The organism is Frankia sp. CeD (assembly GCF_000732115.1).
GTDB classification, from domain to species: domain Bacteria; phylum Actinomycetota; class Actinomycetes; order Frankiales; family Frankiaceae; genus Frankia; species Frankia casuarinae.
Genome location: NZ_JPGU01000002.1, coordinates 273651 through 291968, shown reverse-complemented (window position 1 = coordinate 291968; position 18318 = coordinate 273651). Strand labels below are relative to the sequence as shown.

The following is an 18318-nucleotide window of genomic DNA, read 5'->3' as shown; positions in this document are numbered from 1 at the left end:
ATCACGGCCTGTTCCAACGCGGACAGCGTCCGGGTGCCCTTGCGGGTACCACGACGTTGACGCTCCGCCACGAGAAGACCCGCCAGACGGAAAACGGTGTGATCGCCGAACGGCAGCTCGGCGGTGTATGTGAAACTCATCGAGGCGTGGGGTTCCTTCGGAGTTGCTCTTTGGTCGGAACAACTTCCTACCGGAGCCCCGCGCCTTCATCGTCTCCACCCCCAGGGACGCTCACACCCAGCGACGCTCACGGAGCGTCACCAAACGTTGCAGGGAAAGGNTCATTGTTTCGGTGCGAGGTGCCCACCGCGACAGAGTCGCGTTTGGCTACTGAGAAAAAGGCGCCTGATCCCGCCCAGGGGGAAGACACCCCGGACATTCGTAGCGCCCCTGAAACCCGCGCGAACAGCGAGACCGTCGTGATTCTCTCGGCAAAGAACTTCAGGCTTCCACAGGTGCTCAGACATCTGGAGGCAGGAAGAATCGTGCTCGTCATCCCCGCACCCCGGTAACCCGCCTAGCGGCGCGCGGGAGGGCCGCAATCACCCTCCCGCGCGCCGCTTCACCGGCGGAAGCAAAACCCGTTACCAAGGTCGACGATCCCGTCCACTTCCGTCGTGCCAGCGAACCTCGTGCCAATCTTGATTCCCCACTGTCCGTCATGCTCGGAGAGCGCAAGACCCCACGAGGCCATGATTGCGCGGATCATGCCCCGCTTCTCGTCAGTGTCGCCGGCCGTCCACAGGTCGCTAACCGTCTGTCCAGTTTCCGTGTAGTCGTACATGTCAGGAACAGGTTCGAAATTCTTGAGAGCCTCCCGCAGTGCCTTTCGGGCGACCACCAGAGCATCGAGCTCGTCATCGTCTTCCGTAGCAGAAAGACGGCTTTGGATCTTGGCTAGTTCCGCTTGCATCTCGTCTCGTTCGTGCGAGTTTCCCGCCACACGCTGGAATGCGAGAATAGGCGTCGTATCGCTGGAAAGCATAGAGTCAATCGTATCGATGATGGGGCGAGCATCACAGCCTTTGAAAATACCGCACGGCTTGCGCCGCTTGGCGTCGCCCCTACAGCGAAGCTTAGGAGTACGCGGGTTACCGGACGGGGTGTAACCGATCTGGAGGCGAGTCTTCTCACCGCACGACGGGCACACAAGGAGGCCACTGATCCAATTGACGGCTTGCCCCACGGGGCGGCCACCCTTATTCCCTCTGGCGTCCGTCGTGTTCGCGGCAAGTACCTTGTTGGCACGCCACCACAGGGGCGAATCAACCACCGGGGCAACCTTGTGAACCCACGTTTCGGTCACACCTTCGTACGTGTACCTGCATTCCTCGACGCCGGTGTGATTTGCGGCGAATTGAATAAGCGTCCTGATCGATGTCGAATGCAGATCGTATGCCCGGCCAATGGAGAGCAGGGAATCGCCGTTGGCGACCCGCCCGTAAATATCTCTAACGGATTCCGGGTCTGCGCAGTACGCTTGCTTTGCGTAGCGTTCTCCTCTAGTCGCCCAGAACGACGGAAGCGGACCATGGTGCGCGCCGTTCGCGATAATCATGGAAACGCCACGGTAGGTGGTTGCCTTGACCGTCTTGGACTTCTCCGCATTCGCGTGCTGAGCAACGAGAGTGACGATACGACCGGCGAAGTCAGTCTTGCCGAACTGAGGTTCGGCAACTGAGACGATGTCGCCACCCGCGGACCGAATGCTGAGCAGGATCTCCGCTTGCGCATCCGAGTCGTCACGGCGGTCAAGCCGCGACGACTCGGTAACCATCAAAGTCGTGTAATCCCGACGCTGGATATCGGCGATTGCTTCTCGCAGGGCAGGTTCCTGCGCTCCGTGGCTGGCCGAGTACCCGTGAAGCGTGAACCACTTGACGATCGTGATTCCGCGTTGAGAGGCTTCCTCGGTAAGGATCTTGACCTGTGACGTCTCGTCCTGGCTACCTGTAGAAACCCGGACAAATCCGGCGCCTAGAGTGCCCACTGTGCCACCCCTCGCTGCCAGCGTTGATCACGACCTACGCCGTGTACACTACCCGGCAACCTATGGCCGAATTTGTAGAGCATTCATTTATGACCTAGGTATTCCAGCGAGTCGGGGGTGGCCTCGTGCCTCTCGTGTGTACTCGGGCCGTTGGAGATGGCTTCTGCTCGTATGGTCGACAGGGGGCTTGTTGATCATGTCGAGGAGGTGGCGGTGAGCGCTTCGCCAGGTGTGGCAGGGNCGGCTAGGCNGNNNNCCATGGAGCGAGCGGCGCGGCTGACGGCTGTCGTCACGCACGAGGGNGACTGGTATGTGGCGCGGGCTTTGGAGGTCGAGGTGACCAGCCAGGGAGCCAGCGTCGAGGAGTCGCTGGCGAATCTTCGCGAGGCGCTGGAGCTGTACTTCGAGGACCAGCCGTTCCCCGTGACCGCCGCGGACGGTCCCATCGTCGCTCCGCTGGACATCCGCCTGTCGGCGTGACACCCGCGCTGCCTCGGATCTCCGGGGCGAAGGTGGTGAAGGCTCTGGGGCGTGCCGGCTTCGAGGAGGTCGCTACTCGTGGCTCGCACTGCAAGCTGCGGCACAAGGAGAGCGCTCGGGTTGTGATCGTGCCGCTCCACCGGGAGCTGGCGACGGGCACTCTCGCCTCTGTTCTGCGCCAGGCGGGCATCGAGGCGGAGGAGCTTAGGATGTTGCTCACCTGAGCCCGACGGGATCCCGGGTGCAAGCTGGAGGGGTGACCCTCTCAAAGCGTGCGTCCTGGTTCTTGATCGCAGTCGGCGTCTGGACGTGGGCCATCTGGCCGTTGCAAGTCGGGTTGTGTACACGGTTGCTTGGCACCCAAGCGCCCCTGAGCCACGCATCCCGTACGGTGCCTGCGCACGGGATCGGCGCTCACCCCGCCTCACTACCCCGGTCCCCGTAGTAGCCTCCCATTCAAGATCCAATCCAGGAAGAGATTGATGGGCCATTTGACCCGTGTTTGCTCCTACGTACGCAGCAGCAAGACTAGACGGTTTTTGTCGAACCCTGCACTTCCGCCAGCAAAAGCCGAAGAGTCAGGCTGTGCTTTTCAGGTGGGAGTCGATCCAAGGCGCAATGCCAGTGAATTAAGAACCGCACCGAAAAGATCCACTTCAGTGGATTGATCTTGTTGGTGCGGTTGTCGTCGTGGAGCGGTCATATCGGTCGCGGTAGAATTCCGTGGTGACGAGTAAGAATGGGTGCGGCAGGCCGGCAGGAAGGTTGACGGATCATATTTCGCTCGGAGTGCTGACTGGCCTCGTTCACCATGATCTTGTGGACGATGTTCTGGTGGAGACGGGCCGGGTTGAGAAACGGTCCCGGAAACTGCCCGCACGGGTGATGGTGTACTTCACGCTGGCGATGTGGCTGTTCTTCGATGACGAACGAGGAGGTCATGGAGAAGGGCACACCCAGCGGGAATCGCGACCACGGCACGGATAGTCGCGCTGCGAGGTCGATCGGACAACCCGGCCCGGAGGGGCCGGCCGACGAAGAACCACGATCCGACGACCATGGCCTTCGACGTCCCGCGGCTCACGCCCGCAGGTGCTGGAGCGGCCCGGCGAAGGTCCGCATCACCTCGCTGAACGTCGTGTCGGGANGGTAGGCGGGCGGCTGGACCGATTCCCCGGCCCCGCTGCGGGCCGCTCCGAACCGCATGGTCCACAGCATCGTCTCGGCCACCGGGAGGGTGGCCACGACCGCGTCGTTCTCATCCTCCAGCTGGCCCGTCAGCCAGGAGACGCGGTCCGACTGCAGCGCGCAGACATAGATCACCTCGCCGGCCGCGTTGCCCGGGGCCGCACGCAGCCGCGCCGCCTGGTCCCCGGCGGCCAAGGCCTCGCCCAGCCGGTCGGCGACCAGCTGACGTTCCCACAGTTGCGCATCCTGGGCGATCCGGACGGCGACGCCACCGCACAGCCTCCGCTCGACGTGGATCTGCGCGTCGATCTCGGTGGCCTCACCGAAGTACCACGCGAGGACGTCGGGCAACGCGGCCCGCAGCTCCGCGGCGGACGGCTGGGCCATCGCCAGCCCCGGGCACTGCGGGGACCAGGCCGACCACGAAGGCCCGTCATGCCGCACGATCAACGAGACGGGCCTACCCACGATAGATCATCTCGCGCGACTCCTCCGCCGTCCCGCCGCTTTGATCAGTATCCGCGCTTCCCTCGCTGCCCGGGAGCACTTTGCGGTAAAGGCCGGACCGATTACGCGCAACACCGGCCTGTCCCGCACAACACCGACCTCTCCCGGCCGACGGTCTGGTCACGGGCGGCACTGACACGGAGGATGCGCAAGGGATCCGCAAGGCGGGCCAGGTCGGCGGGCCAGGTCGGCGGGCCAGACGGCGGGAGGGAGGGAGCGGTGGNGGGGGCCGACGACATCCGGGGGCGCCGGATCGGACCAGACGAAGGAATGCTGTTGCGAAGGCTGCGTCTTGCCGCGCTCACCGATGCTCCTTCGGCGTTCTGGCAGACCCTGGCCGAGGCGAGCGCGCTGCCCGCCGAGGAGTGGGACGCCCGCGCCCGCGCCGGGGCCTACTCGTCCGCCGATCTGGTGGCCATCGTCGCCGTGGCTGGCGAGGCCGCCGGGATGGTGCAGGGCTTCACCCCGGTGGGCCGTCCCTGGTTACGGGAACTCGGCGCCATGTGGGTCGCTCCCGAGGCGCGGGGCACCGGAGCCGCCGACACCCTCCTGGCCACCGCGATCGACTGGGCCCGCCAGGCGGGCGCGGAGGCGGTGAAGCTCTGGGTGGTCCCCGGGAACCGTCCGGCGCGGCGCCTCTACGCCCGCCACGGATTCCTCGTCCTGGGCGGGCCGAAACCCGTCACCGACGATCCGACCGTCAAGGTCTTCGTTCCGATGCTGCTGCCGCTGTATCCCGCCCGGCCCCCGCCGCCCGCTGACAGTCCCCGCTTCGGGTGACGTCACCGCGACCGGTATCACGGGTGCCCCGGTGGGTTGGGGAACAGCTCCGGCGGTTATCCTTGACAAGCCCCCGAAAAATCCTCTACGGAGGACCAACACGAGGAGGTGGCCGCTGTGAGTCCTGGCGGGTGCTCCAGTAAAGGCCGCTTCCTGCTCGTGGACGTCAGCCAGCACTGAATCCCGGGCCGATGAGCGCGCACCGTCGCGCCCGGCCCGCGTCCACGGAACCCGGGTAGACGACGCCCGGGGCACTGTTCGGAAGTCCGGCCTGTTCGGACGCACGGCCCTCCTGTCCGGTGCGGCCGTGCCGTCGGCGACGTCGTCTCCGCCTCGGAGACGACGGTCACCGCTCTCCCGGCCCGACCGGTTCATGCCGGTAGCACGGAGCCATCCTGTCCCGGCCGCGCTTCCCTGATCCGTCCGGGTCGGCAGTCGCGTGGGCCGCGAGCAGTGCACAAGCAGGTGCGGTCGATCGAAGTCGTATCGACCAGAGGTCGCCGTGGCGATGCCGCCCGCGGCCTGCTCGAGGAATGCGCGCTCGCAGCTGTCCGGCAGTGGCTGGGGCGCGCGGAGGGGGACCTTCCATGAGCATCTCAACATCGCGGACCGCGGGACGTCGTCGTGCCTGCACCGAGCGTCTCGACCTGCCCGCCTCCGGCCGGGTCACACTGATCCCCCGGGGCATGGACCGGGAATCGGTCAGTCGCTTCGCGGAGGCCATCGCCCGTTTCCTGGGAACCGGGCGCTACCTCGCCATTCAGACCTGTATCGTGATCGTCTGGATAGCCTTGAACATCGCGCTACCGCTGCTGCGGTGGGATCCCTACCCTTTCATCCTGCTGAACCTGGCCTTCTCGACCCAGGCCGCCTACGCGGCACCGTTGATCCTGCTCGCCCAGAACCGACAGGACGACCGTGACCGTGCCTCGCTGGCCGAGGATCGGGCGGTCGCTGTACGTATGCGGGAAGACACCGAGTTTCTCGCGCGTGAGATCGCCGCGCTCCGGCTTGCCCAGAGCGATGCGGCGACCCGGCAGTACATGCGCGGCGAGCTGGCCGGCCAACTCGAATCTCTTCGCGGCGACATCGAGAGTCTGGTGCGGGACGCGGTTCGCGTTCCGCCCCAGACGGCGTCGGATGAACGGGAGCCGACCGCCGCACGATCGCCGTCACGGCACGGCGGGCCGACGCCCNCCCCCGGTGGTGCCCCCCGGGAAACGAGCGNCCCCGAGACCGAGGNCCCNCCCGCCACGGGCAAGCCGAACATCGGGAACCCGGAACGCCCCCGGCGGCCCAAGCACCACAAGCGCAGGAACACCACGGGTGTGAGCACGACCGGCATCCCCCCTCACTCCACGGACGCCGGGTATGCCACCCGCACCGGGAACCGCGAAAACGGCGGTCCCGACAGGAAAACGACGCCGACCATCGCCACCGGTCCCACCCCGAAGACCACGCTCGACGACCCCACCCGGGAGGCCGGCGCGACGACGCACCTCAAGAACAGAGGAGTTACAACGCACGGGCACCATAGTCTCTCTGCCNATACGGGCTCCTCCTGGCATTCATTGGGAAAGCCGCAACCAGTGGATTCCTACCCAGGAAACGTCCACTCGCGACACGGGTCGTAACCACCCTTCTGCGGAACGGGTCAACCCAGTAGCGTTCGGCAGGTGCGTGTCCCCTGTCCGCCCCGGCATGACCCGCGTCGCCTCCGCGGAAGCCTCGGGCGGGCGCTGGTGGCCGTGGCGGTCCTCGGAGCAATCCTCACCCCGTTCCTGAAGATCGTTCCAGCGACCGCGGCCGTCCCCGCACCCACTCCCGGTCCCACGAGCGGCCTGGGTACCGCCGCGTCCCCCGCGGCCGGCCTCGGGCCGCCGGCTGCGGCCAGCGCCCCACCCGCGGTCCCGCCCACCGTCCCGCTCGCCGCACCGGCACCCACCGCCGCTTCCGACTCCGCTCCCCCGGCCGGTCTCACGGCCGCCGAGTGGCTTGTCGCGGACGCGGGAAGCGGCGCCATCCTCGCCGCCTACCGCCCACACGCCCAGGATCTCCCGGCCAGCACGATGAAAATCCTGACCGCGCTGACCGTGCTGCCCGGCCTGCCGCCGGACCGGGTCGTGACGGTCGACGAGAACGCCCCTCGGGTGGACGGCACGAAGGTCGGTCTCGTGCCGGGGGTCGGATACACCGTCCGTGACCTGGCGACCGCCATGCTGATCTCCAGCGGAAACGACGCGACCATGGCCCTGGTCCAGGCGAGCGGGGGAACTCCCGCCGTGCTGCAGCGGATGAACGCTCTAGCCAGGTCACTCGGCGCAACGGACACCGTCGCCGGTGACCCGACCGGACTGGACAGTCCCGGCCAGGTCACCAGTGTGCACGACCTAGCCGTGCTCGGTCGGGCGGCGTTGGACAACCCGACGGTGCGCGGCTACCTGACGATCCCGCGCGCCTCGCTCGCCGGCCGGGGGAGCACCCGCTTCGAGATCCAGAACCACAACGCCCTGCTGCGTTCCTACGAGGGGACTATCGGGGTGAAGAACGGCTACACCATCGCGGCCGGCGCGACGTTCGTCGGCGCGGCCACCCGCGGCGGCCACACCCTCATCGTCGCCCTGCTGCGGACGGCTCCCGCCTACGGCAAGGACGCGCGCGCGCTGCTCGACTGGGGCTTCGCGCACGCCGACACGGTCACCCCGGTCGGGTATCTCGCGAACCCCGGGGCGACGGCGGCGGCGTCGAGCGGGCCCGCGGGAGACCGGCCCTCCATCAGCCCGGCGGGTCCAGGGGNCGCGCCGACCGCCGGCACGGCAACATCCTCCTCTTCCTCCTCGCGGCACGGAGTCGCCCGCGCGGGCGATCCTGGCAGCGACATCGGCCCGATAACCTGGATCGCGATCGGCTGCACCGTCGTAGCATGCCTGCTCACCGCACTCACCCATCGGGCCGCCCGGGTACGCCGACGCCAGCGCCGGCGGCGGCACGCGGCGGCGGGCCTCCGGGACGTCGAGCGCCCGTCGGGTCGGCCGCCCGCACCGCGTTACGGACACGTGTCCGTAACGCTGAGGCCGGCTGCCGGACCTGATCAGTCCGATCTGCTGGATGTCCCCGAGGGTATGCGGCGGCGCAGAAATGCCCGTACCCGGGCGGGGAGGGGCACCGTGCCACGCGGGTTGCTCTCCGACGCCACCCGCACCGGTCCGGCCGAGGATGGCTTCGCCGACGACGGGTCGGATGAAGCAGGCGCGAGCGGCGTCGAGCCGTTCTGGGAGCCGGGCACCAGGCGGCGGGAGGCCTCCGGGTTCGGCGAGCCGCTCGACCGGTAGGACTCCGGCCCCGTGGATCCCGCGCCTGCCGCGCCCGCGCTCCCCGCCGCCGCGCGGTCGGCCGCCTCGGAGACGGTATGCCGGGCTGCCGAACCGGAGGGGAAGACGTCGGAGTTGTAGGGCGCCGTCACGGTCCAGGCCGCGACGAACAGCGTCCATCGCATGACAATGTTGATCCAGATGAGCAACCCGACGATCACCGCGAACGTACCGTACACCGGATTGCTCATGGTTTGCCCGACTAGCCAGGTGCCGACGATCTTGAGGATCTCGACTCCGACGGCGCCGAGCACCGCACCCCGGACCGTCCGCACCCGGTCGGTCTGCTGCGGCAGCCGCCAGAACAGATAGAGGAAAACCGCGGTGTCGATCGCGAGGGCGACAAGCAGGGCCAGTAGGCCGGTCACCCAGGCCGCGGCGGTGCTGCCGGACAATCCGATCCAGCTCAGGAATGACCCGGTGGCCGAGGTCGAGAGGCTGGTCACGACGAGTGAGGCCAACAGAGTCAGCCCCAGTCCCGCGAGCACCGTGACATCCCGCAGCCGCCGGGTGATGATGTTGCCGACATCGATGTCCTGGTGCCATACGAGACGGATGGCGTCCCGCAGCGCGTCGATCCACGCGAGTCCGGCGAGCAGGAGGCCGGCAAGACCGATAATGCCCACACCGACCTTGGCGTTGCCAATCGAGGCGACGTCGAGCTTGTCCGCCAGGCCCGGAAGATAGTCGTTGATCTGCCGGGTCAGGCTCTCCTGCACATCGGGGTACGCGTCTACGACGAAGCCGGTGACCGCGAAGGCCAGCGCGATCAGCGGGAAGAATGACAGGAACGCGAAGTAGGTCGCCGACGCCGCGAGACGATCACCGCCATCGGCTGTGTAGCGGGAATATGCCCGGACGAGGTGATCGAGAAACGGACGTTTCCGGCGTACCGCCACAGCGGTACCGGAAACCGTCCCGACACCGGCCCGTACCGCCTGACGAGGTCCCGTCACATTCGTTACTGTCCCCCGACGACGTGCGCTCACTCCCGAGATCCGAGTGTGGCGCGTCGCCCCCCGCCGCCCACCGGTTCCGGCCCACGCTCAGGGCGACCGAACGGGAAGAAGCGTAGTTGCCGCCAGCGCAGGTCGGCGCCTCTTTCGTACAGCCCGAATCCGTTGACCTCGAACTGCGCCTGATATTCGGCGAGCGCATCAAAGGCGCGATCTAACGCGTCCTCGGCAAGATCGTGCGCGACGGTGACGTGCGGATGGTAGGCGAAGCTGAGCGGCCGGTCGAGAGGACCGGACCGTACCACCGCCGCCAGTTTCTCGCACCGGAGAATACCCATGGCGAGGGCGACGAACACGACCGGGGACAACGGCCGGAACGTGCCGGATCCCCGCAGGCGGATGGTGAACGGGGAGTTCGTCCGCGCCGTCTGCGCGAGGTGGCGCTCGATCATGGGCAGCTCCACGANCCCGACGGAGGTCGGACCCAGCAGGGTGACGTGNGGGACGATGNGGGCTGCGTTNGGGTCGCCGAGTCGCTCCCGCCAGTCCTGAAGCTCTGTGCGGTACGGCTCGGGGATGCCGATCGCCACCCCGATGTCCACCCGAGCCGCGGAACCGAGCGGATCGACCGATTCACCGGGATCAACGGCCGGGACAACCTGGACGGTATGACCGTTCACCCCCTCAGTCATGCGGGACCGGCTCCCCGACGAAAGCAGTGACGATCGCTACTCTGCGTATCCACATGCCTGCCTGCGCCGGGTGAAGAACCGGCCGTCGGGATCGGTCTCGCCGAGGAAGCATGCCGACATCATGGCCCATGAGCCACGGCCGTCCCGCGCGGACCATGGGAAGGGGATGCGGATTCCAGATCATGACCAAAAGCTGACAATACCCTCGGGAAAAACCGGCATCCGACCGGAAATGCTCACCGACGGCTGCGCCGCACCCGCCCTTTCTCGCACGTCACGCCAAGCGGTTTGCGGACCACGAGGGGGCCTGCGCCAGGATCGCGTCCGCCAGCGGTGGCCAGACTCGCTGGGCCCACTCGCCAAAATCACGATCACAAAGAGTCACACATGCGAGGCGGGCGACGGGATCCACCCACAGGAAGGTCCCGCTCTGCCCGAAGTGGCCGAAGGTCGACGGCGCGTTGGAGCTGCCCGTCCAGTGCGGGTGCTTGTCGCCGCGGATCTCGAAGCCGAGTCCCCAGTCGTTGGGGGTCTGCTGGCCGAAACCCGGCAGCACGCCGGCAAGTCCGGGAAAGGCGACCGAGATGGCCGTGGCGAACGTCGCGGAGGTGATCAGCGTCGGGGCGAGGAGCTCGGCAGCAAAGCGTCGCATGTCGGCAAGCGTCGCCGTCACGCCGGAGGCCGGGGATCCCGTCAGCCGGGCATCGTGCATCCCGAGGGGCTCGAAGACCGCCTGGGCGAGGTAGTCGGCGAAGGCGATGCTGGTCGCCTTCTCCAGCGCCTCCCCCAGTCGCTCGAACCCGGTGTTGGAGTAGATGCGACGGGTACCCGGGGGGGCCAATACGCGGGTCCCCGAGAACGCGAGCCCGGAGGTGTGGGCGAGCAGATGAGCCACGGTGGACCTGGGGGGTCCGGCGGGATCGTCGAGCCCGATCGCGCCCTCCTCCACGGCGATCAGGACCGCATAGGCGCTGAGCAGCTTCGACACCGAGGCCAGCCGGAAGAGATGATCGAGTGGTCCGGTCCGCGCCACCTCCCGGACCCGCGGGGTCACCGCTGCGCCCGGCCACCCGGACCCCGCACCCGGTCCGACCGCCTCGTCCTCCCGACCCATCACCACGACCGCGACGGTCTCGACCGGCCACGCCGCCACCTGTCCAAGAGCGTCCACGTTCCGCACTGTACGAGGTTTTCCCGCCGGTCCCGACGACCCAGGCACCCGGTTCCACCCCGCGGGCCCGGCAAGGCGGGGCATGCGTCCCCCCGGGGGGCAGCCGGCTGCGAGACTGGCGGGCGTGCAGACCCCCNCATCCCCNTCCGGCCCNCCCNCCCCGCGTGACGAGCACCTCGGAGAGAACCCCCCCACGGATACCCGAGGATCCGGCGTGGCCCCGGGGGACGGCGTGGCCCCGGGGGACGGCGTGGCCCCGGGGGACGGCGTGGCCCCGGGGGACGGCGTGGCCCCGGGAGACGGCGTGGCCCCGGGAGACGGCGTGGCCCCGGGGGACGGCGTGGCCCCGGGAGACGGCCCAGGTCCGCGGGAACGGGCGGAGAGACGTGACAACGCGGGAACCGCGGGACCACGATACGTGACGGCAGGGCCGGTCAAGGATGCTGACACGATCACCGTCGCCACCCCGATCGTGCGCGTGGACGAGGCTGCCGACCTGCTCTCCCGTACGATTGACGTCCTTGTCGTCGGGGGCGGCCCGGCCGGCAGCGCGGCGGCTCTGGGCGCCCTGCGGGAACGCCCGGGCGCACACGTCGTCATCGCCGACGCCGCCGAGTTCCCCCGGGACAAGACCTGCGGTGACGGCATCGCCCCACACGGCCTGGACGTCCTGCGTGATCTCGGCGTGACCGATGCGGTCGCCGGGTACCGGCCGGTGGACCGCATGCGCCTGCGCACCCCAGGGGGCGCCGAGGTGGCCACTCCCTCAGCCCGAGCCAACTACGTGGTACCCAGGGAGGTCTTCGACGCCCGTCTCGTGGCCGCCGCCCAGGCACGTGGAGCTCAGCTGATCCGGCGGCGCGTGCGGTCCCTGGAGTTTACCGACCGGCCGCGCTTGGACGGTCGGGGACGGGAGCCGGTCGTCGTGGTCAACGGCTCGCTCACGGCGCGGGTCGTCATCGGCGCGGACGGCGCAAACTCCGCGGTACGCCGCGGGCTCGGGCTGCCGGGTAACCCCCCCGGGGCAATGGCGATCGCCGTGCGGGCCTATACCGAGGTCGCCTTCGGCGACGGCCCCCCCGAACAGTTCATCCACATGACCGACGAGGGTTGGCCGGCCTACGCCTGGTCGTTCCCGATCGGCGACGGCCGTGCGAACATCGGCTACGGGATGCTGCGGTCCCGGCTGGCCGGCGGGACGGACGGAACGAGTGCCAAGACCGTCCTGCGTCGCACGCTCGCCCGCATGCTGCCCGAGACACCGGCGCACCCGGCCACGCTGCGGGCCCATCATCTGCCGCTGTCGACCCATCGCCCCCGGCAGCCGAACGGTCCCGTGCTGCTCGCCGGGGATGCGGCCTCCCTGATCAACCCCCTGACCGGGGAGGGCATCTACTACGCGGTGCTGTCGGGGTCGCTGGCCGGGCATGCCGCCGTCCGCGCGGCGCACCCGGCCGCCGCGGGCCGGGTCTACCGACGCGCTCTCGACGCGGAGCTGGGACGGCATCTGCGGCACACGGCTCTGCTCGCCGGTCTCGCCGGGCGGCGCCGCACCCTGATGGACGCGGCGGTCCGGGCCGCCCGCACCCGTACCGAGCTGTACGACATGCTCGTCGAGATCGGGCTGGGCCGCGGCACCATCCCGACGAGTTCCCTGACCCGTCTGGCGATGCGGCGCACCATGACCGGCCTGCGCTAACCCGTCACGGGCCGCGCCCGACCCATCCCGGCAAGACCCGCGACGGCCACGGGCCGAGTGCGGTGGACAAGCCGTCACGGGCCGACGTAGGGAACGGCGAATGTGAGGATTATCACAGATACTCCAAACAGGAGGAGAATACTCACATCGAAGGCCCGTCCTCGCACCGCCAGCAGGCCGATCCGCCGTGCCGGCAGCACCAGACGGGCCAAAGCGGCCATCACCAGGACCACGCCGACGACCACCATTCCTCGGCGCCATCTGTCCTGGAAGACCAGCATCAGCCCGACGGTGACCCCGGCGAGCACCAACGCGAAGGTGGCCTCCTGCCGTAGCCAGCCGCCGATCCCGCCCCCGTCGCCACGCCTGCCGGGCTCGGCAGGCCCGGGCCCGGCGGGTGCGCCGGGCGTGACGAGTGGCGGCGGGGNGGCAGCTGGGNCCGGTGTTCTCCGGGATCCGGAGATGGTCCCTGCCACGGGTGGCCCAGGCTCCGCACCGACCGCCGGCTTCCGGTGCTCCCCGAGGCCGACCAGCGGGGAGGACACCGAACGCCACGGGTCGTGCGATGGGATGCCGTCGCCCGCGACCCGCTCCGGTGGGGACGATCCGGGCTGACCCGGGGCGGCCGGCGGGGCCGGCGTCGGCGGAACGGGACGGTCGAACCGGCGCAACCCGCGATACTCGGCAGGAAGGCGCTCGTCACGATCCTCGCTCGGACGGAAGACGTCAACGCGGGCGGTGCCCGGCCACGACGGACGCCGCCGGTCCGCTTCCGCCCCAGCGCGGCGCGGCGGCAGCTCTGCCCGTTCCGCCCGGGGATCGGGCGCCTCATATCCGCCGGAATATCCGCCGGATCGGTGCCGCCCCCCCGGCCCGGGGCGGCCTGGATCATCCCCGGGTCGAGCCGGGCCGGAGCGGCGCACCGCGTCGGTCACCCTCGCCTCCGGCAGCGGTCGAGATCTCCTGCTGGACAGTGGTCCCGTACGGGACATGGTGGCGNCCCCGCCGTCATCGGCGACGACTTCCACCCAAGTGCAGGATGCATCGAACACCAATCCAACCAGGGCATCGGTCCTTACGGACACACGGTAGGCCGCCTGCGGCATCGGCGCCCACGGGCGCAGGGAGCACGGCGGGGCCACGCCGAGGCCACGCAGGGGTGGCCCGGGNGAACGGCCGGCCCGTCGGGCGGCGGATCCTCCACGACGGTGATCTGCCCGATGCCACGACCTGCCGAAGCGGGGATGACAGCCCTATATCACATGCCAGCGACAAAGGATACGATTACCCCATCCGAGCACATCACGCGCACAATATGCAGCACCCCCACCTATAGGCATCATGCAGGCTTAGGGCAGACTTCCGGCCGCAGTGCCCAAGTGGGATGGAGCGTGACGTGACAGACGAATCACCACACAGCAAGAAGCTGCAGGAACTGATGTTCCGGGCCTGGGAGACCTTCGGGGACGCCCGACACCTGGACAGCGACGACCGGGTGTTCGTCCAGGCGCTGGCGAGGCAGACGGCGGATCGGATCTCGGTGCTCTACGGCGCGAGCTGGCGCGACGCCCTGGACTGGGTAGCCCAGCGCTATGTGCCGAACGGCGACCAGCCCGGCGGTGTGCTCGCGGCGGCGGCCAGCCCAACGGCAACGACGTCCAACGGCAGCGCCAGCGGGCGCCGGGGCTCGGCGGCCGCGGAGGCGAACGCCGCCTCGTGAAGTGAGGGCACCGAACGGCGCACGGCGCCGTTGGGCGGCGCCACGGACGAACCACCAGAGCCACCAGAGCCGGTCGGAACATCGACCGAGGCCAGCCTGCCGGCGGGTCGGGACAGAACGTCCGGGGACAGACGACCGGGCACCGATCAGCAGTCGTCCGATCCGCCATGGCCATCCGGAGCGGACGGGTGGACGGGAGGCCGGCCCGGCGCGGCCAGATTATCGCTGTCCCAGGCCGATCATCGATCTGACAGCGATCATCTACCGGAGGTCGACCGGCATCCCGGACGCCTGCCCAGTGCCCCACCGGACACGCGCGCCGACGGGCCGGGGGCACCCGGCGTCGTGGCGAGCACCGGGACCGGGACCGGGATCATCGGCGACGCCGTGGAGCCGACTCCTTCGATCGAACTGGAGTATCGGCGTACGGACGGGCATCTGCGATGGGGCCGCCGATTCCGGTGAAGACATGCGCCGGTGAAGACATGCGTGCCGGGGCCGCCGACGACCTCCTCGACAAAGGCTTCGGCCGATGGCTGGCGGAACACACGCCGGTGCCACCGGCCTGGGTGGCCCGCTGTCAGTGCGCGAAGTGGCGGACACCGCTGAAGTAGAGCGTGACGCCGGCCTCCCGGGCAGCCGTGATGACGAGCTCGTCGCGCACCGACCCGCCCGGTTCGACCACGGCCCGCACCCCCGCCTCGGCGAGCACCTCGAAACCGTCGGGGAACGGGAAATAGGCGTCGCTCGCGGCGACAGCCCCCTTCGCCCGGTCCCCTGCCCGGGTCACCGCGAGCCGGGCAGCGTCCACCCGGTTCACCTGGCCCATCCCGACTCCGACGGTGGCACCGCCGGACGCGAGGAGGATGGCGTTCGACTTCACGGAGCGCACCGCCCGCCAGGCGAACCGCAACTCGGCCAGCAGGGCCTCGTCCGCAGGCGATCCCGCCTCCAGCGTCCATCCGGACGGCTCGTCGCCCGGCGCATCGACGGCGTCCCGCGACTGCAGGAGCAGGCCTCCGCTGATCTGGCGCAGTTCGATCCCGCGCTGGTGCGGCGGCGGTGGGCACTCCAGCAGCCGGATCGACGGCTTACGAGAGAGGATCTCCACCGCGGCGGGTTCGTAGGCCGGTGCGACGACGACCTCGGTGAAGATCTCCGCGATCTGTTCGGCGAGCTCGCCCGAGACCGGACGGTTGGTCGCGATCACCCCGCCGAAGGCGGAGACCGGGTCGCAGGCATGCGCCTTGCGGTGGGCCTCGGCGATGGTGGCGCCGATCGCGATGCCGCAGGGGTTGGCGTGCTTGATCACGGCCACGGCGGGCTCGGTGAAGTCGAACACCGCTCGGCGGGCGGCGTCGGNGTCGGNGTAGTTGTTGTAGGACATCTGCTTGCCGTGCAGCTGACGGGCCGAGGCGAGGCCGGGCCGACCCTCGGCGTCGCTCTCCACGTAGAGCGCGGCGCGCTGATGGGGGTTCTCGCCGTAACGCAGGACCTCCGTACGGTGCCACTGCGCGGACAGCACGTCGGGCCATCCGCTCTCCCGCGCCACCTCGTCCGGCGCGACGACGCCGGCGAACCACGAGGACACGGCGATGTCGTACGCCGCGGTGTGGGCGAACGCCTTCGCGGCGAGCCGGCGGCGAGCGGGAAGATCATATCCGGATCCGCGGACTGCGGCGGCCAGCTCGGCGTAGNCGCCGGGTGCGACGACAACGGCGACCGACGCATGGTTCTTCGCCGCCGCGCGGATCATGGCCGGACCGCCGATGTCGATCTGCTCGATCGCCTCGTCCTCGCTCGCACCGGCGGCGACTGTCGCGGCGAACGGGTACAGATTGACGACGACCAGGTCGAACGGAGCGATGTCGAGTTCGGCCAACACCGCGGCGTGCTCGGCGTTACGCAGATCGGCCAACAGACCGGCGTGCACGTGGGGGTGCAGCGTCTTGACGCGACCGCCCAGCACCTCCGGAAATCCGGTCACGGTGCTCACCGGTGTGACCGCCAGCCCGTGACGGGCCAGGACGTCGGCGGTCGAACCGGTCGAGACCACCTCGACGTCGGCCGCAAGGAACGCCTCCGCGAGGACGTCGAGCCCGCTCTTGTCGTAGACGCTGACAAGCGCCCGTCGCAGCGGCCGCCGCCCGGTGGGGACCACTTCGCCGGGTTCGGATCCGCGGACAGCCCCGCCCTCGCCGGCCACACCTTCGCCCGATGACGTCATGATTCCTCCTGTACCCAAACTTCTGCCGATGCGGGAGACCCATGCTCGCCCCGCCGATGTCCGGCCGGGGTCGAGTCGCCGCTCCCGGCCCGCACGATCCCGCCGATCGTCGCGACGAACAGTCCTCGCTCGACGCTCTGGATCCGTGCATGAAGTGTCTGCTCGGTATCGCCTGGCTCAACCGGCACCGCCCGCTGAGCGATGATCGGACCGGTGTCGACGCCTTCGTCGACCCAGTGCACCGTCACCCCGCTGACCTTCACCCCGGCGGCCAACGCGTCACGCACCGCGGTGGCTCCCGGAAAGGCAGGCAGCAGCGACGGGTGGGTGTTGATCGTCCGGAACCGGCCGATCACCCGGGCACTGAGAATCTTCATGTAACCCGCCAGGACCAACAGATCGGGCGCGAATTCGGCGATCCGCCCGGCCGTCGCGGCGTTGAAGGCATCCCGGTCCGGGTGGTCCTCGAGACGAACGGTGAACACCGGGACCCCCGAGGCCCGGGCCCGCCGTTCCGCTCCGGTGCCGTAGCGGTCGGTGCCGACCGCCACGACCGCCGCGCCGAACCCGGGGTCCGCGGTTGCGTCGAGGATCGCCTGCAGGGTGGTTCCCGCTCCCGAGGCGAGTACGACGAGACGAGCAGACACAAACACACTCCGTAAGCAGAATCAGGCGACGCGACGAGCCGCCCGCTGCGCAACCGCCACCTGCGGACGACGGCGGAACAATGGCCGGTCCGACTGTACTGACTCGACCAGCTCCGCCGCTTCCCACCGGAAACGCGCGCACCGGCGCCCGCCGGGCGCGGCCCGCCAGGCGGCCACCCGAGCCCGGGACTGCCGATCATGCCGCCGGAACCCATCCGGCGAGGAGATTTGCCAGCCACGCGTCGAGGGCCTGGGCGGACGGGACCTCGCAGGCCGCCGGAGACGACAGCCCGTCAGCCAACGAGCGCAGCCCCGCACACCCGTCCTCCTCCGTGCCGCCTGCTGCGCAGGTGCACCCGACGGAGGCCGCGGGGCCCGCCCCTCCCTCGAAGCCCTCGTCGAGTTCGCCGTAGTCCCGCCCGTCCAGCAGATCACCCGGCCGGCACAGGTAGAGCTCAGCCAGCCGTGACAGGACCTGCGTGGAAGGCGCCCGGCTGCCCTTGGCCGGCCAGCTCTCCCAGTACGAGAAGGTCTTACCGGTCTTGGCCGGCCCAGAACCGGGCCACCGCTCGTTCCAGCGGCGTGCGGCCTCCTCCTGCGTCCAGCCGTGCGCGAGGCGGAACGCGACGAGCGCGCTCAGGTGATGGCGGGCCTGCAGTCTTCGGGCGATGCGGCGATAGGACCAGCCCAGCTCCCGCAGGCGGAGTGCTTCAGCCCGGATACGGGCGACCGTGACCGCCACGACGACCTCCGTGAAGATGATCCAGTGCGGTCACGGTAACCGACTGCGCGGACAGTTTTCGGATGCCGACGGGGTGCCGGGCGGGCGGGGAGGGAGCGGGCGGGGAAAGATCCACGCCGGGCGGGAAGCTGCGGACCCACAGACCTCG

General features: G+C 69.4%; 15 protein-coding genes and 3 pseudogenes. 8 read left to right on the top strand and 10 right to left on the bottom strand.

Annotation, left to right across the window (positions count from 1 at the left end; all coding sequences use genetic code 11):
• Both CED_RS23335 and CED_RS02900 read right to left on the bottom strand, forming a co-directional pair.
• A pseudogene (locus CED_RS23335) lies at positions 1 to 140 on the bottom strand (IS5/IS1182 family transposase); the annotation flags it as partial.
• Positions 141 to 562: 422 nt separating this feature from the next.
• The gene (locus CED_RS02900; protein WP_035908507.1) at positions 563 to 1990 is read right to left on the bottom strand and encodes a recombinase family protein; all 1428 of its coding nucleotides are present in this window, start codon (positions 1988 to 1990) and stop codon (positions 563 to 565) included.
• Positions 1991 to 2248: 258 nt separating this feature from the next.
• Between CED_RS02900 and CED_RS25995 the strand changes: the two genes are divergently transcribed.
• From CED_RS25995 to CED_RS22095, 3 genes and pseudogenes are all read left to right on the top strand, one after another.
• On the top strand, positions 2249 to 2470 hold the full coding sequence (locus CED_RS25995) for a type II toxin-antitoxin system HicB family antitoxin (RefSeq protein WP_023839758.1): 222 nt from the start codon (positions 2249 to 2251) through the stop codon (positions 2468 to 2470).
• Positions 2467 to 2694 (top strand): type II toxin-antitoxin system HicA family toxin, encoded by a 228-nt coding sequence (locus CED_RS02890; protein ID WP_011435122.1) that lies wholly within the window; start codon positions 2467 to 2469, stop codon positions 2692 to 2694. Before CED_RS25995 ends, CED_RS02890 begins: the two co-directional genes overlap by 4 nt.
• Positions 2695 to 3193: 499 nt before the next feature.
• Positions 3194 to 3400, top strand: a pseudogene (locus tag CED_RS22095) (transposase domain-containing protein); the annotation flags it as partial.
• Positions 3401 to 3550: 150 nt separating this feature from the next.
• On the opposite strand, the gene CED_RS02885 reads toward CED_RS22095, so the two are convergent.
• Positions 3551 to 4126, bottom strand: a complete 576-nt coding sequence (locus CED_RS02885) for a hypothetical protein (protein WP_035908505.1) — start codon at positions 4124 to 4126, stop codon at positions 3551 to 3553.
• 258 nt (positions 4127 to 4384) lie between these two features.
• Here CED_RS02885 and CED_RS02880 point away from each other — a divergent pair, with 258 nt between their 5' ends.
• The 3 genes and pseudogenes from CED_RS02880 to CED_RS25990 form a co-directional block, all read left to right on the top strand.
• Entirely contained in the window at positions 4385 to 4945 is a 561-nt protein-coding gene (locus CED_RS02880; protein WP_035908504.1) for a GNAT family N-acetyltransferase, read from the top strand.
• A gap of 587 nt (positions 4946 to 5532) precedes the next feature.
• Positions 5533 to 6579 carry a DUF1003 domain-containing protein gene (locus tag CED_RS23330; RefSeq protein WP_035908503.1) on the top strand — a complete coding sequence of 349 codons (1047 nt, stop codon included), beginning with the start codon at positions 5533 to 5535 and terminating at the stop codon, positions 6577 to 6579.
• Positions 6580 to 6621: 42 nt separating this feature from the next.
• A pseudogene (locus tag CED_RS25990) lies at positions 6622 to 7560 on the top strand (D-alanyl-D-alanine carboxypeptidase family protein); the annotation flags it as partial.
• Positions 7561 to 8036: 476 nt separating this feature from the next.
• Here the strand turns inward: CED_RS25990 and CED_RS02860 are convergent.
• The 3 genes from CED_RS02860 to CED_RS02850 form a co-directional block, all read right to left on the bottom strand.
• Entirely contained in the window at positions 8037 to 9215 is a 1179-nt protein-coding gene (locus CED_RS02860; RefSeq protein WP_369807769.1) for a YihY/virulence factor BrkB family protein, read from the bottom strand.
• 86 nt (positions 9216 to 9301) lie between these two features.
• Positions 9302 to 9964 (bottom strand): 2'-5' RNA ligase family protein, encoded by a 663-nt coding sequence (locus tag CED_RS02855; protein WP_035908499.1) that lies wholly within the window; start codon positions 9962 to 9964, stop codon positions 9302 to 9304.
• A 274-nt stretch (positions 9965 to 10238) separates the two neighbouring features.
• Positions 10239 to 11135 carry a serine hydrolase gene (locus CED_RS02850; protein ID WP_035729730.1) on the bottom strand — a complete coding sequence of 299 codons (897 nt, stop codon included), beginning with the start codon at positions 11133 to 11135 and terminating at the stop codon, positions 10239 to 10241.
• Between the two features lie 469 nt (positions 11136 to 11604).
• Between CED_RS02850 and CED_RS02845 the strand changes: the two genes are divergently transcribed.
• Complete coding sequence (locus tag CED_RS02845; RefSeq protein WP_369807772.1) at positions 11605 to 12834, top strand: NAD(P)/FAD-dependent oxidoreductase; 1230 nt, start codon at positions 11605 to 11607, stop codon at positions 12832 to 12834.
• A gap of 74 nt (positions 12835 to 12908) precedes the next feature.
• Here CED_RS02845 and CED_RS24980 read toward each other — a convergent pair whose 3' ends face one another.
• Complete coding sequence (locus tag CED_RS24980; RefSeq protein WP_235186861.1) at positions 12909 to 13310, bottom strand: DUF3017 domain-containing protein; 402 nt, start codon at positions 13308 to 13310, stop codon at positions 12909 to 12911.
• A gap of 920 nt (positions 13311 to 14230) precedes the next feature.
• Between CED_RS24980 and CED_RS02835 the strand changes: the two genes are divergently transcribed.
• Positions 14231 to 14554: a hypothetical protein gene (locus CED_RS02835; protein WP_011435111.1), complete on the top strand. Its 324-nt coding sequence runs from the start codon at positions 14231 to 14233 to the stop codon at positions 14552 to 14554.
• Positions 14555 to 15134: 580 nt separating this feature from the next.
• Here CED_RS02835 and purH read toward each other — a convergent pair.
• From purH to CED_RS02820, 3 genes are all read right to left on the bottom strand, one after another.
• Positions 15135 to 16781 carry a bifunctional phosphoribosylaminoimidazolecarboxamide formyltransferase/IMP cyclohydrolase gene (gene purH / locus CED_RS02830; protein WP_035908497.1) on the bottom strand — a complete coding sequence of 549 codons (1647 nt, stop codon included), beginning with the start codon at positions 16779 to 16781 and terminating at the stop codon, positions 15135 to 15137.
• Positions 16778 to 17428: a phosphoribosylglycinamide formyltransferase gene (gene purN / locus CED_RS02825; protein ID WP_011435109.1), complete on the bottom strand. Its 651-nt coding sequence runs from the start codon at positions 17426 to 17428 to the stop codon at positions 16778 to 16780. The genes purH and purN overlap by 4 nt, the downstream gene beginning before the upstream one ends.
• A 196-nt stretch (positions 17429 to 17624) precedes the next feature.
• Complete coding sequence (locus tag CED_RS02820) at positions 17625 to 18170, bottom strand: helix-turn-helix domain-containing protein (RefSeq protein ID WP_011435108.1); 546 nt, start codon at positions 18168 to 18170, stop codon at positions 17625 to 17627.
• Positions 18171 to 18318 lie beyond the last annotated feature (148 nt).